This is a genomic window from Brevibacillus sp. AG162, assembly GCF_006715575.1.
Lineage (GTDB): Bacteria > Bacillota > Bacilli > Brevibacillales > Brevibacillaceae > Brevibacillus > Brevibacillus brevis.
Genome location: NZ_VFNO01000001.1, coordinates 868,265 through 881,861 on the forward strand (window position 1 = coordinate 868,265; position 13,597 = coordinate 881,861).

A 13,597-nucleotide genomic window follows, 5' to 3' on the forward strand; every position below is an offset into this window, starting at 1 on the left:
TGCCTTCTTACTCTTTTGACAATTCACCCTTTCTCTTATAATGGATAGAAATGGTTCCATTATGCCATGGGGGAAGGGTGTTTGGTTTGCGAAAAAAATGGCAGGCAGCTTTATGCACGACACTTGTTCTGACACTTTCGTTGGAGGGCATTCCGGCGGATGCCAAGCAAGAGGGAGAGCGTCGGGGCAATATCCAGATCGAAGCGGATAAGGGTCTTGCACTGGACAAGCTTTCGTCAAAAAAGAGAGAGTCTGAGCTCGTCGTTATTCAGTTATCTGGTCCTGTTCGTGAGGAGTGGAAAGAAGAACTGGAAGATATCGGCGTCACGCTTGGTGATTACATACCGGATTTTGCATTCATCGCGAAAATGGAGGATGAACAGGTCAGAAGGGAAGTCGAGGACCTGTCTTTTGTCGAAGATGTTATGGCCTTTACACCGAAGTCAAAGGTATCGTCCGAGCTTCGCTTTTCAGGAGGCAACAGAGAACGGGTCGAGGTTGCTGTCATCGGTTTCAATCAACGGGTGGACATGTATCGAGCGATGACGGAAATGAACGAGGATCAAGCGATACGAGACATTCAAACGCCAGAAGATGCTCCCCATATATCAATCGCCAAGATGGATCAGGAAACGATTGAACAAGTGATCAAATCAGATGATGTCATTGCTGTCGTCCCTGTGCCGGAAAACAAGCTGCACAATGATGTGGCAGCTACCATCATTCATTCGGACAAGCTGGCCTCGACAGGGTACACAGGCAAGGGACAAATTGTCGGAGTTGCCGATACCGGACTTGATACTGGGAAGCTTCAAACGATGCATCCAGATTTTAAGGGCCAAATTGAGAAGCTCATTTCTCTTGGCCGATCGAATGATGCCAGTGATGTCCACGGTCATGGTACACATGTAGCCGGTTCCATTGTGGGCACAGGAGAAGCATCAGATGGACAGTATAAAGGAACAGCACCGGGTGCGAAGCTCGTTTTTCATTCCATAGAGAACGCGAAAGGGAAGCTCAATACGGATGTCGAGACCATATTGCAAGAAGCATACGAAGAGGGAGCCCGCATTCACTCCAATTCATGGGGGACGAATGATAAGGGAGAGTACAGCCTTTCATCGCTTCTGTTTGATCGCTTTTTATGGGAGCATCCAGATATGACGGTGCTTATTGCGGCTGGAAACGATGGCGAGAAAGGCTATAAAACGATTGGGAGCCCAGCCACTGCTAAAAACGTTATCGCCGTTGGCGCCACGGAAAATGTTCGACCCACATTGGGGAAGACCTCCGATAAAGCGGACGACGTGTGGGTATCGAGCAGTCGCGGCTTAACAGACGACGGGCGTTTGAAGCCTGATATTGTCGCGCCTGGTACTGCGATCTTGTCCACGCGCTCTTCACTGGCACCGAGCAAACATTTCTACAAGCGTTTTAATGAACATTACGCATATATGAACGGCACAAGCATGGCTACGCCGATTTTAGCGGGCGGTGTAGCGCAAATTCGGGAATTTTTGCAGGAAGAAGGGGAAAAAAATCCGAGCGGTGCATTAGTAAAAGCCATGCTGTTGACGAGTGCAGACAACTTGGATGAAGACATGCGAGAGCAAGGCTTCGGTAGAGCCAATCTGGAGCAGGCGATTGAAACGAACTACAAGGACGAGAAGGATGGCATTCGCACACGTGAAAAAGTTACGTATCAAGTCAAGGTCTCGGATGATTCCAAGCCTTTGGCCATTACGCTTGCGTGGACGGATTATCCTGCTGCCATTGTCGCAAAGCGTGCGCTTGTCAACGATTTGAATCTGAAGGTGACGACACCAAGTGGAGAAAAACTGAACGGCAACGATTTTTTTGAGGCCCCGTACAACGACGAAGTGGACAATCTGAACAACGTCGAGCAGGTATGGATTACCGAGCCGGAAGAGGGAACCTACACGGTGACGGTCGAGGGCTATAACATCCCGAAAGGACCTCAGCCGTTTGCGCTAGCGACAACGGGAAAATGGCAAAAGACCGATGACGAGGAAGAGGAAGAGGAAGAGGAAGAGGAAAAGCCGCCAGTTGTAGACAAAGAACCTGCGCGAACAGGGAAACTGACGAAGAAGCAGAAAAGCATGGAGTATTTGATCCGCGTTAATGAACCTGGTGATTTGGAATTGTCCGTAGAGTGGGAAGAGGATGCCAATATTGATTTGTACGTGTATAACAGTCGTTCACATGAGCTTGCTGCTGCAACAAGCACCGACAATCCAGAACAACTAACGGTGAATCTTGAAAAATCCGGTCTGTACAATATTCGCGTTGTGTTGACGGATGGAAAACAAGCGAAGTATCGACTATATATGAAAAAGCCAGGAAAATAAATAACAGACACAACCTTCGTCTTTTGATCGGATGGAAGGTTGTGTCTTTTTTTACTGATGTTGCTCTTCTTTGCTTAGCCAGTCCCGCGCTCGCATGGCGATCTCCAGGCAAATCCTGTTTTGCGTTGCCGTGTAATCCTCGCCGAGAATTTCTTCGATTTTTTCCAAGCGATGATAGAGCGTTTGACGATGAATGAACAGTTTTTCCGCTGCTTCCTGCTTAGACAGGTTAACATCCAAATAGACACGCAGCGTATGAACGAGCGAGGAGCCGTGTGCTTGGTCATGGGCTAAAAGCGGGCCGAGGTAATCGCTTATGAAGGTCTTTAACACAGGCTCACTAGGCACGTGGAACAGGAGTCGGAACAATCCGAGATCAGCGAAAAAGGGACTGGATGATTCCTGATAAAAAGCGAGTGCCTGTTCCGCCTCCGCGAGGTGCCGTCCAGCGTCAGACAACCGTTTTCCGGCTCGACTGACACCCATCCAGATTTGAACATCCGATCCTAGCATTTGTGTCATGATTCTTTTGACATCGCGAAAGGCTTTTTCCAAGGTACGCCGGGAATCTGCAAGCGGCTGCTGCTCGATCAGCAAAAAGTAGAAGCGATGGCCCAGGCAGCGTATGAAAGGACGAAAGCGATGGCGAGTCAATAGCGAACGGAAGATAGCTGTCAAGTCGTGCGGCGGAAGGGAGTCCTCGACCAGGTTCTTCGACTTCTCAAAGGACAGAATGATCATGTGATATGTTGAGGCTTTACCACTGCCTGTTATACCGAGTAAGGAACGCATTTGTTCTTCCGGTATGGAGCGGTTGGCAATCAAGTCATCAAACAGCCGGTTTTCGGTAGCAAGCGCCTGTTCCTCCACAAACATCTTCCGCATTAAAATTTGGGCCATCGCGCTGACTGTATTGTCTAAGGTCAGAAGCAAATACTCATCCGGACTGCGTTCATACAAGACAATGCCAACATAGGCGAGCACATGCCCCATCGCCATCACGGGTTGATAGGCAAGCTGCCTGGTCGCAGATAGAGTAAGGAAGCGGACGCCAGCTTCACTACTATCCAGTTCGGAAAAATGAGACCGCATCAAATCGCTCATCTCCACTGCAACATCATGTGGTACCACCGGGGCAAATTGTGTGGAGCCATCTGGTGCGTAATAGAAGACCTGCGTCTGAACAGCGACCTGAAAATGCTGCAATAGCTTAGGCGTGCCCGCTGCCTGCAGACTGAGCTGCTGCAAACTGCGAGAGTATGCTTCGAGATTGCGAAGTGCTTGCATCTGCGCATGAATCAAATGCTCGTGCAAATCTTGCGTGATGTCGACAAAGCGGACAGGCTGGTGAAAAACGAGCAACGGAAACTGGTGGTGATTCGCCAGCTCTAGCATATCTTCAGGGATCGAGGGGATGTAACGTCCCAGCTCGATGCACAGCCCGACTGCTTTTCGCCGAATGAGTTCGGTTAAATACGCGAGTCGCTTTTCCTTTTCTTCGCCAAATCCTAGCCCGGTTGATAGAATCAGTTCGCCGCCATTTAAAAACTGTCCCGTATCGGCAGTCTCCAAGACGTGAACCCAGCGAACAGGACGGGACAGTCCACGATGCCCCGCCACCACTTGGGCATGTTGAAACAATGGACGCTTGATGATATCTGCAATGGTCAGGCGCAAATCGTTGCTCATCAGGATCACCTCTTCTTTTTACACTCTGTATGATTAACCCTACGTAATGCGTTACGCTTTGTCTAGTGCTGACAGGCATTATTTTTGGATAAAATGGAATTGTCAATCAATTGAACGTGAGGAGTTGAAGGGATGAACACAGCTATCGTTGGAAATCCATTGAAAAACTACATTGGGGGGCAGTGGGTAGATTCACTGACGACACGTTTTGAGGATGTACCCAATCCGGCAACAGGAGAATTGTTGTCACGCGTGCCACTGTCGACGAGAGAAGATGTGGACAAGGCTGTTGCTGCTGCGAAGGAAGCTTTTGTGAGCTGGAGTGCTACCCCTGTCGTAGATCGTGCGCGGATTATGTTTCGTTTTCATAGTCTTCTCGTAAAGCACGAGGATGAACTCGCCCGAATGATTACCATGGAGAACGGCAAAAATCTGCCTGAAGCTCAGGCGGAGCTCTTGCGTGGGCTGGAAATGGTAGAGTTCGCTTGTGGGATGCCGACACTGATGATGGGAGAAACATTGCCCAATATCGCAAACAGCATCGACAGTCAGGTGATCCGCTTTCCGTTGGGGGTAGTGGGCGGGATTGCACCGTTTAACTTCCCTGTGATGGTCCCGATGTGGATGTACCCGATCGCGATTACCGCAGGAAATACGTTTGTACTGAAGCCCTCGGAGCGGACGCCGCTGTCTTCGATTCGGATTGCTGAACTGCTAAAGGAAGCGGGGTTGCCAGACGGTGTATTCAATGTCGTAAACGGAGCGCATGATGTCGTCAATGGTCTGTTGGAGCATCCGGACGTAAAAGCGATCTCCTTCGTCGGCTCGCAGCCAGTTGCGGAATACGTGTACAAGACAGCAGCGGCGAACGGGAAGCGTGTGCAAGCACTGGCTGGGGCGAAAAATCACCATTTGGTCATGCCTGACACGGATTTGAAGCGCGCAGCAAAAACGATTACGAGCTCAGCATTCGGCTGTGCAGGAGAGCGGTGTATGGCAGCCAGCGCTGTAGTAGCTGTCGAGGAGATTGCCGATGAGCTGATCGCGCATCTGATCGAGGAAGCGAATGCTCTCGCGTTGGGGAATGGATTGGAGGAGGGCATCGATCTCGGGCCTGTCATCCGTGATTCGCACTTGTCCAAAGTACATGACTACATCGAAAAAGGTGTCGTTGCTGGTGCCGCGCTGGTTCGCGATGGTCGCGAGGATGCGAAAAGGCTGCCCGATGGTTACTTCCTCGGGCCGACGATTTTTGACAAGGCAGATGCCGAGATGGTCATTGTCCGCGATGAGATTTTCGCGCCTGTCCTGAGTGTCATGCGTGTGAAAGACTTTGAAGAGGGCTTGGAGGCGATCAGCCGCTCGCGTTTTGGCAATGGGGCGACCATCTATACGAACAATGGAAAATGGGGAAGAGAATTCGTTCAGCAGGTGGAAGCAGGTATGGTCGGTGTCAATGTAGGGGTGCCTGCTCCGATGGGCTTCTTTGCTTTCTCAGGCTGGAAGCAGTCCTTTTACGGTGATTTGCATGCAAATGGAAAAGATGGCGTCCTCTTTTTTACGAAGAAAAAAACGGTCACATCCAGATGGTTCGAAGATGGCGATACCAGTATTGGCTCGCAAAAAGTTTTTGTAAAATAACCTCTTACGAAAAAATAAGGAGGATTGCGCGATGGAGCAAGGACAAGTGACAAAAGATTTTGATAAAGAGAGCTTGCTGGATGCCGACCGTTCGCATATGTGGCACCATATGTCCCACTACAATCCCAATCCGATGATCGTAACGGAAGCGAGCGGATCGTGGATCACCGATATCGACGGGAATCGGTACCTGGATGGAATGTCTGGCTTGTGGTGCGTCAACGTTGGCTATGGCCGACAGGAGCTCGCAGACGCCGCTTACGAGCAGTTGAAGCAATTGGCTTATTTTCCACTCACACAAAGCCACGTCCCTGCTATACGTCTATCCGAGAAGATCAGCGAATGGCTTGGGGAGGAGTATCGGGTTTTCTTTTCCAACAGCGGCTCGGAAGCGAACGAGGTCGCATTCAAGATTGCCCGTCAATATCATCATCAGAACGGGGAGCCGGGACGTTACAAATTCATTTCGCGACATCGCGCTTACCACGGGAATACGATGGGGGCTCTCGCTGCAACAGGTCAATCCATACGCAAGGAAAAATACGAGCCATTGGCGCCTGGCTTCCTTCATGTACCGCCGCCTTACTGCTATCGTTGTCCGGCTGGAAAATCGTACGGCAAGTGCAATCTGGAATGCGCCCAATATTACGATCAAGTGATCAATTGGGAAGGCGAAAAGACAGTGGCTGCCGTCATTATGGAGCCAACCATTACTGGGGGAGGTGTCCTCGTTCCCTCGCCGGAATACATGCCAAAAGTACGGGAAATCTGCGATAAGTACGGCGTGTTGATGATCGTAGACGAGGTCATCTGCGGATTCGGTCGCTCCGGTCAAAAGTTCGGCCACCAAAATTTCGGAATCAAGCCAGACATCGTGACTATGGCCAAAGGCATTACGAGCGCCTACCTGCCGCTTTCCGCAACGGCTGTGCGGGCCGAAATCGCAGACAAATTCAATGAGCAAGGGAATAATCTGCATTTCCGTCATGTCAATACGTTCGGCGGCAATCCGGCGGCATGCGCACTCGCTCTAAAAAATCTCGAAATTTTAGAAGAAGAAAAACTGGTGGAGAGAGCGGAGGAACTCGGTGCAGAATTGCGTGCCAAGCTGGCGTTTCTCGCAGATCATCCATACGTTGGAGACATTCGCAGCTTCGGCTTCCTGATGGGGATCGAGATGGTTGAGGATCGCAAAACGAAGGAACCTGCGGCGCCAGCGAAATTGACACAGGTGATTGCGGAGTGCAAGAAGCGTGGGCTAATCATCGGGCGTAATGGCGACACCATTCCGAGCTTCAATAATGTGCTGACACTCTCGCCACCGTTTACCACGACGAGTGATGATATCGATTTTATTACGCAGGTTATGAAGGAAGCTTTCGATTCATTGGAGTAGGAGTAGCTTGGACGAAAAGACGAATAGATGAAAGCAGCGGCAGACTAGGAGATGCGAAAATCCTAAGCTGCCGCTGTTGTTATTTAACGATGGAGCTGATAGCGCTTTTGCAGCTTCGCTTGATGTGCTTCTAATATCTCCTCAAAAGGAACCTCATATTGGTTTGCCAGCAAGATTAAATTCCCAAGTACATCGCCCAACTCTTCCACCAGCTCCTGCCGAGCTTCTGCTGCGGGTTTTTCCCCTTCATCAGGACGATCTCGCCCAATTTCAATGGCGCGAACAGCTCTTGCCAGCTCGCCAGCTTCTTCCATTAGAAAACCTACACGAATAAACGGACCGTACCCTGTCCATCCGCGTTCTTGATAAAAATCTCCGACCCATTTTTGAAACTCAGTGATATTCACGTATATCTGTCCCTTCCTGATTTTAGTATAATTATATTACACGCAAAGAAATTTAGGAAAAGCCATTCTACTTCAACAAGTTTTGGGAGGATGACATGAAACGTATTTGTGTTTATGCAGGTTCCAATCCTGGAGTAAATCCACTTTTTGAGCGGTGTGCACAGGAGTTGGGAAAAGAACTGGTCGCTCGTGGTCTTGAATTGGTCTATGGTGGTTCCAGCATGGGACTTATGGGGCGCGTAGCAAATGCAGTACTGGAAGGCGATGGCAAAGCGATCGGCGTCATGCCTACAGGATTGTTCCGCGGAGAAATCGTACATACAGGGCTGACAGAATTGCATGAGGTACTGACGATGCACGAGCGCAAAGCGAAAATGATCGATTTGTCTGATGGCTTCATTGCTTTGCCGGGCGGATTGGGTACCTTTGAAGAAATTTTTGAAGTGGTGAGCTGGGGTCAAATTGGCATTCACCAAAAGCCAATCGGACTCTTGAACGTGGATGGCTACTATACGCCGTTGATGCAGATGGTAGAGCATGCGACTGAGGCCGGATTTATTCCCGCTATGCAGGGCGAATTGATCCTGTGTGAGAGTGATCCTGCTGTTTTGCTAGATCGTATGCGAGATTACACACCGCCAGTGAAAGTAAACAAATGGTCGGAACTGGATAAATAAGAACGTGCAAAAAATAACCCGAAGCCCTCCATTTGTAGGAGGAATTCGGGTTATTCTAGTTATTGACAGGATGAATGCAGGAGTGTTAATGTAGTTGATTATATCCCTAGTAAACGCATAGGAATAATATTAATATGACTCGTCTTCATACGTCAGGAGGATTCTTCATGAACAGACCAGCGAAATGGCTACAACTCTCCACTTCAGCTGCCGTACTCTCAGCGGCGCTTGTTTTTCCAACTGCAGTCGGTGCTACAACGAAAACAACGGTGGAAGCACACGTAGAGTGGAGCAGCTTTTTACAGCAGCAATACGGTGTGACTTTTGAAAAGACGGTAACTCGCGAGCAATTTGAGAAAGCGTTGCTCAAGATCGTATCTACTACGACAAGTATAGCGGAAAAAGACTTGTCAGCCAAAACTTTCTTGCCTGCATCCAAAGATGCCTCCAAGCTGGTTGTATGGGAAGCAGTCAGTGCTGCCGCAAAAGCTGCTGAGTTAAAAGAGCTCGGTTATACATATAGCGAGGAAAAAGTAGCGGCTGCCTTGAAAAAAGCAGGAATTTCGTACAAAAAAGGCGGCACGCTTACTTTGCAGGCTGCACAAGAGCTGGCTGTCGCCATTGACACGGGGCTTGTGTCCGCCAATGCTTTGAAGTCAGCTTCTGTAGAAGGGGCAGTGTCCGCAGAGCTTGCGAGTCAATTGCTAGCCAAAGTAGCAGAGTTCCATGGCTCTGCCAAAAACTATTTGGGCACAACCGCCGATGAAGAGATTTTTGGCAAGCTCGCACAGGCGTGGAACGAATCGCAAATCATCAAAGCTGGTGAATTGCAAGAGCTTGTAGACAATGGCTTGAAGCAAAACCTGATTACTGGCTACAATCTGAAGGATGCCGCATTTGATCCGCATTTTGATCCACAGCGCACGATTACGTATGGGCATAGTGATATCGCTCACGCTATTCAATTAATCGGTTTGTTAAAAAGTGAAGGCGTCCATGCCAAGGTTCAATTTGAGCCAAAAACATCTGCCTTCATTTACTTGAAGGAATGGGGAGAGCCTGTTCAGACAGCCGATTATCAGGTGGTGCAGATTGAAAACGGCAACTACATTGCGTATGCCAAGGAGTACGATCTCAGCCTGGAATTCGACAGTTTAGAAGAGAAAGAGAAGTTCCAGCCACTTGTTTTGAAATATGCCAAACGAGATCAAGAGGACATGACCGGATTGCTCAAGGCCTCTTGGTGGCAGCCGCTTTATCATTCCCGTACGGAACTGGCGGATTATGCTGTCATTACGAACAACGTATTAAAAGATAGCCGTTATGTCGTGCAGTCTTTCTCCCTGAATGAAGAATCACCAAAAGTCGTGGAAGGCTTTCAAAAGCTGAATGACAAAGTAAAGGTAGAGACATACAAATTTTGGGTAGATCAACCGTTCTTCAATTATCTCAACGGCGAATCGAAGTAAATACCGTGCATCGAAAAGCGTCCTTCCCTTCAAAAATCGGGGAAAGGACGCTTTATTCTGTTACATTGATAATGGATGAAAAAACTTTTTAGCGGATTTTGTCTATTTCTGGTATAATTTAGGGATAATCGTTGATTTATGGAGACGGTTATATAGTCATGCTGATAGTTTGGGAGGGAATGAAGTGAAAAAGAAAGCGACAATGCTACTGTTGTCCTGCTGTTTGTACGCTTCGACAGCATTCGCAGCAAGCGCATCAACGACAATACCAACCACTCCGCAAAGCGTTACAGGAACATCCGTGCAGGCACCAGCAGATTTGTCAAAAGGGCTGCTCGTGAATACCTTCACTTCCCATCAGTGGAAACAAGGTTCGCTTTCGAAGCTACTGGGGAAATCCGTGAAAGAATTTGATGACTATGTGTATTATCCACAAGGAATCAGTATGAAGTGGGACGAAAACAAGCAAGCGTTTGCCGTTCTCGTGGAACCTTCTTATAAAGGCGAAGTTGTAAAAGGTATTACGACCTCCCAAAGAAAAGACGAGATTGTCCGAGTCTTGGGTAAACCACATTTTATGGATGAAAAGCTTGAGTTGATTGGCTATGCGGAACAGGGCTACCACTTGTTTTTCACGTTTGCTCAGGATAAAGTAAAAGCCATTTCCATTTATCGTCGTGATCAGATCGCCGATACGAAAGCACTAGTTGATATGGCTAAAAATTTGCAAGACTATGGTGAAAAATTAGGGGCACCCGCTGAATATGCTGATTTTTCTATCTTTGGTGCATGGGGTAAGCCGGATTTTTCGTACCACCTCAGAGGAATTGGTACATACGCGTGGGAATACCCATCCAGAGGCATCGCCTACGATGGCATGCCAGATGATGCAACGCTAACCATCTACAGTAATTTTCCGAGCAAAGACAAGCTCGCTGATTTAAAAAACGTAAAAAATGTCGTCTTTTCCAAAGAAGATGCTCTGTTCCTGATCGAGAAAATGAGGATCGAAACCGAAAAAGAAAAAATCGAATTGGCGAAAAAAGCTGGAATCCCATCACCAGACAAGAAAAAAATCGCGGTGATTGATTCAGACAATTTGTACAATAACGCGAATATTCGATTTTATCAGCCAGACTACACACCGCAAGCTCAACTGTTTCCAGGTTATTTTATCGATGAAGTAACATGGCTGGACAACAACTGGGTCTTGTATCAGACAATGATGGGTGTGGGAGTTTATCATGTTACTACCCATGAAAAGATAGAAATTGTAGGGATGGAGAAAAAGGCAAACGAGCCGTTTGATATGCTGGATGTCAATACAGTCAAGCCTGATCTGACGAAAAAAGCAATTGTGTTTGAAGTCAGCATGAAAGAGAAGAAACAAACTTACACGGTACGCTATCAAATCACGGGAGACAAAATCAAGTTCTCCTGGTAGAGAGTAGGGACTATCGTTCCTTTTTGGCGCTGATGGGCGAGCGGGTTGCTTCCTTCTCGGCCAAATAAGAGCGCATGCCTCGAACGAACAACTCACGAAGGACTTCCTGCTGCGTTTTGCTGCTGACGAGAGACCGAATGAGCTCCAGCTCAGCTACCAATTCTGAATCAAGGTGAAGGTTGACAGTCTTCCCTTTGGTTCGCGGGTGCAGTTCGTAGTATTCCGCTGATTTTTTTACGATTCCTTCGATGACAATAGCTTCGTCCAACCATTCCTGGTCGGGGATATACAAGCATGGTGCTTCTAAAATAATATGGGTCAGTTCTTCGCTAAAACGAATGGCGAGGGTCTGGCCCTTTTTTTTATGCAAGTCGCGGATTTGTCGTGATCTCTCTTGATTGGCAACTGTATTTTCCAGCGTGATTACGGCCAGTTCCATAGTGCCTCCTTACGGGATGAGCAGTTCTTCTTCAGGTACCGCCAACAATACTTCTCCCGTTTTTTCCAATTGGACTTGGTAGGTGAAGTGCTGATCGCTTCGCTCGACGGAGGTGATGATTCCCCAGCAGCATGTGCTGTCTCTTCTGAGCTGGACACGATCCAAAACCTCGTAGCTCGGGCGAAGATACCCTTTTTTATATAGATAAGTGAGTACGGATTCGCGAGGAAAAAGAAAGCGTTTGTTTCCTTGTTTACTGACCAAAAGGGGGAAGGTCTCCCGTTCGTCTATCCAATCCCCTAAATAGCCTTGATCTGCCCAGCGTTTGACGGTAGCCATACTGCCGACACGGCCAGCTTTTGTCTCCAGGATGTTTAATATTTCGCGTGAAGAGAGAAACGCTTTGCGCCTTTCGAGTTGCGTCAGGTAGTTTTTGCGCTCGGTTTCCAATTGGCTGAGAAGCGCATGTGCATCCGCGATTTTTTGTTTCACTACCCTGATTTCCAGGTCGTAATCCTTCATACGGGACGGCCCTTTCTTCCTTGTTTGTTTTTATCCTATTCGAACATGAAATCATTCATGTCAATCCAAGCAGATTGATTTCGTTTCCTTCCTAGGCAAATACGAAATGTAACAATCATAAAAAAGCGATTTTGCACATTGATTAATAGCAAGCATGTATAGATCTGGTGAGGAGGTTGTGGACAGATGAGCATTCCCAATGAGCTCGCGAAAAATTTCGTGGAAATCGTGCCTGCCCTAAAACCGAAGGAAGCCATCGATGAGGCGAATCGCTGCTTGTATTGCTACGACGCACCCTGTATTAAGGCTTGCCCCACGTCGATTGACATTCCTTCCTTCATCAAAAAAATTGCGACCGGGAATTTGTTCGGATCAGCCCGGACGATCATGGAATCGAATCCCGTCGGGGCGAGCTGTGCGCGCGTATGTCCAACCGAGGAGCTGTGTGAGGGTGCCTGTGTACTCCATTCAGCTTCCAAGCCGATCATGATCGGGCTTCTCCAGCGTCACGCGACAGACTGGGCAATCAAAAATCAAGCAACGCTTTTTTCAAAAGGCGAAGCAAATGGAAAACGGGTAGCCATCGTTGGAGCGGGCCCGGCGGGATTATCAGCAGCGCGTGAGCTTGCACGTCTCGGCTACGCAGTTACGGTATTTGAAGCCAAAGAAAAGGCAGGAGGATTAAACACGTACGGTATCGTCTCTTTCCGGTTGCCACAGGAAATTTCGCTATGGGAAGTAGAGCAAGTAGAGGCATTGGGGGTAGAGATACGTACCAATACGCGGATCGGCGTGGATGTAGCGCCAGAAGAGCTGTTGGAGCAGTATGATTCCGTCCTGCTGGCAGCGGGTATGGGCAATGTCCCTCAGTTGAATATCCCGGGAGAAGATTTGGAAGGCGTCCTCGATGCGATTGCACTCGTGGAGGAGACCAAGACCAAGCCACTATCAGACGAAATGCTCGGCAAAAAAGTCGTGATCATCGGTGCGGGGAATACGGCGATTGACGCTGCCACCTGTTCCAAACGGCTGGGTGCTGACAATGTCCAGATTTTGTACCGACGGACTGTTCAGGAGATGTCCTGTTATCAGTTTGAGTACGAATTCGCCAAGCAGGATGGCGTAGAATTCCGCTGGCTCGTTGCTCCAACGCGTGTACTGGAGGAAAACGGCCGAGTGAAGGGCTTGGAACTGGTGCGAATGGAGCTGGGTGAGCCGGATGAGAAAGGAAGAAAGCGTCCAGTAGAAATTCCAGGCAGTCATTTTGTCATCGAGGTAGATTATGTCGTCAAAGCGATCGGACAAAACAGACATCTGTCTTTGATTGAATCATTTGGGCTTCAACACCGCAATGGGATTGTCGAGGTCGAGGAAGGCACCTATCGAACCTCCCATGTCAAAGTTTACGCGGCGGGCGATGTGATTTTTGGTGGAGGCAAGACAGATGCGATGGTAGTCGATGCAGCCAACCACGGCAAGCGAGCCGCTCATGCCATCCACCAAACGCTCCGTGATCAAAAACAGCCAGTATAAAGGAGGAGACC

Annotated in this window: 11 protein-coding genes; 7 read left to right on the forward strand and 4 right to left on the reverse strand. The window is 48.6% G+C overall.

Annotation, left to right across the window (positions count from 1 at the left end; genetic code table 11):
• Positions 1-77: 77 nt before the first annotated feature.
• Positions 78-2,369 carry a S8 family serine peptidase gene (locus tag FB479_RS04165; protein WP_142062636.1) on the forward strand — a complete coding sequence of 764 codons (2,292 nt, stop codon included), beginning with the start codon at positions 78-80 and terminating at the stop codon, positions 2,367-2,369.
• A 51-nt stretch (positions 2,370-2,420) separates the two neighbouring features.
• On the opposite strand, the gene FB479_RS04170 is transcribed toward FB479_RS04165, so the two are convergent.
• On the reverse strand, positions 2,421-4,058 hold the full coding sequence (locus FB479_RS04170) for a PucR family transcriptional regulator (protein ID WP_142062639.1): 1,638 nt from the start codon (positions 4,056-4,058) through the stop codon (positions 2,421-2,423).
• Positions 4,059-4,190: 132 nt separating this feature from the next.
• On the opposite strand from FB479_RS04170, the gene FB479_RS04175 reads away from it, so the two are divergent.
• Both FB479_RS04175 and FB479_RS04180 read left to right on the forward strand, forming a co-directional pair.
• Positions 4,191-5,699 carry a CoA-acylating methylmalonate-semialdehyde dehydrogenase gene (locus tag FB479_RS04175; protein WP_142062642.1) on the forward strand — a complete coding sequence of 503 codons (1,509 nt, stop codon included), beginning with the start codon at positions 4,191-4,193 and terminating at the stop codon, positions 5,697-5,699.
• A gap of 31 nt (positions 5,700-5,730) precedes the next feature.
• On the forward strand, positions 5,731-7,095 hold the full coding sequence (locus FB479_RS04180) for an aspartate aminotransferase family protein (protein WP_142062644.1): 1,365 nt from the start codon (positions 5,731-5,733) through the stop codon (positions 7,093-7,095).
• An 83-nt stretch (positions 7,096-7,178) separates the two neighbouring features.
• Here the strand turns inward: FB479_RS04180 and FB479_RS04185 are convergent, their stop codons facing one another.
• Positions 7,179-7,502 (reverse strand): MazG nucleotide pyrophosphohydrolase domain-containing protein, encoded by a 324-nt coding sequence (locus tag FB479_RS04185; protein ID WP_106656473.1) that lies wholly within the window; start codon positions 7,500-7,502, stop codon positions 7,179-7,181.
• Positions 7,503-7,597: 95 nt separating this feature from the next.
• Here FB479_RS04185 and FB479_RS04190 point away from each other — a divergent pair, with 95 nt between their 5' ends.
• From FB479_RS04190 to FB479_RS04200, 3 genes are all read left to right on the forward strand, one after another.
• Entirely contained in the window at positions 7,598-8,179 is a 582-nt protein-coding gene (locus FB479_RS04190; RefSeq protein WP_106656472.1) for an LOG family protein, read from the forward strand.
• 167 nt (positions 8,180-8,346) lie between these two features.
• Complete coding sequence (locus FB479_RS04195; protein ID WP_142062647.1) at positions 8,347-9,648, forward strand: hypothetical protein; 1,302 nt, start codon at positions 8,347-8,349, stop codon at positions 9,646-9,648.
• A 184-nt stretch (positions 9,649-9,832) separates the two neighbouring features.
• On the forward strand, positions 9,833-11,092 hold the full coding sequence (locus FB479_RS04200) for a hypothetical protein (RefSeq protein ID WP_142062650.1): 1,260 nt from the start codon (positions 9,833-9,835) through the stop codon (positions 11,090-11,092).
• Positions 11,093-11,102: 10 nt separating this feature from the next.
• Here the strand turns inward: FB479_RS04200 and FB479_RS04205 are convergent, their stop codons facing one another.
• Together FB479_RS04205 and FB479_RS04210 are read right to left on the reverse strand one after the other, a co-directional pair.
• On the reverse strand, positions 11,103-11,531 hold the full coding sequence (locus FB479_RS04205; protein ID WP_142062653.1) for a hypothetical protein: 429 nt from the start codon (positions 11,529-11,531) through the stop codon (positions 11,103-11,105).
• 9 nt (positions 11,532-11,540) lie between these two features.
• Complete coding sequence (locus tag FB479_RS04210) at positions 11,541-12,053, reverse strand: hypothetical protein (protein ID WP_106656468.1); 513 nt, start codon at positions 12,051-12,053, stop codon at positions 11,541-11,543.
• A gap of 186 nt (positions 12,054-12,239) precedes the next feature.
• Here FB479_RS04210 and FB479_RS04215 point away from each other — a divergent pair, with 186 nt between their 5' ends.
• Positions 12,240-13,586, forward strand: coding sequence for an NAD(P)-dependent oxidoreductase (locus FB479_RS04215; protein ID WP_142062656.1), 1,347 nt, complete (start codon positions 12,240-12,242; stop codon positions 13,584-13,586).
• Positions 13,587-13,597: the final 11 nt, after the last annotated feature.